The organism is Klebsiella sp. MS 92-3, from assembly GCF_000195655.1.
GTDB lineage: Bacteria > Pseudomonadota > Gammaproteobacteria > Enterobacterales > Enterobacteriaceae > Klebsiella > Klebsiella pneumoniae.
The window spans coordinates 64,042-64,601 of record NZ_GL882824.1 but is presented as its reverse complement, the minus strand read 5'-3'; the positions used below and the strand labels follow the sequence as shown (position 1 = coordinate 64,601).

The 560-nt window shown below is 43.9% G+C and carries 1 protein-coding gene; it reads left to right on the top strand.

What is annotated here, in order from left to right; translation table 11 throughout:
* The first annotated feature begins 333 nt into the window (after positions 1 to 333).
* A complete protein-coding gene (locus tag HMPREF9538_RS09990; RefSeq protein ID WP_009485527.1) occupies positions 334 to 465 on the top strand; it encodes a Hok/Gef family protein in 132 nt (43 codons plus the stop codon).
* The last annotated feature ends 95 nt before the right edge of the window (positions 466 to 560 follow it).

Sequence of the window (560 nt, the reverse complement as noted above, 5' to 3'; positions counted from 1 at the left end):
CTAAGTCGGGCCTTTTTTATATTTAGTACAATTATGGAAATTATTTTTTCATTAAATTAAAAAATTACGTGAAGGGTTAATATACCGGGATGACTTTGCGAGCCTGCATCCAGATTATTATAAATTCCGTCTGATTAATTCCTTGCAGATAAATTTCACGCCCTGACGAGTGTAGAATTGCGGCGGGTGCTTGAGGCTGTCTGGCCTTGAGCATTACCAGGCCCCCAGACAGACGAAAGCCCCAGGAGATATTTCTATCAACTGAGGCTAGCGAATGAACATAGACAATTCAGATGTTAGTCTCTTCTTTGCAGGGAGGCAAAATATGCCCTTGTGGCAATCATCGTACTCTGTATTACGGTACTGGGATTTACGCTGTTGGTGCACAGCTCACTATGCGAGCTGAGTATTAAAGAGCGTAATATTGAGTTTAAAGCTGTTCTCGCTTACGAATCGAAGAAGTAACATCCGCGCGAGGGCAACCCCGCGTATGGGTTGTCAGGACGCATCCTCTAGCACCCATTTTTTTGTTTACTAAAACGGCAGCGCTTCACAGCGCT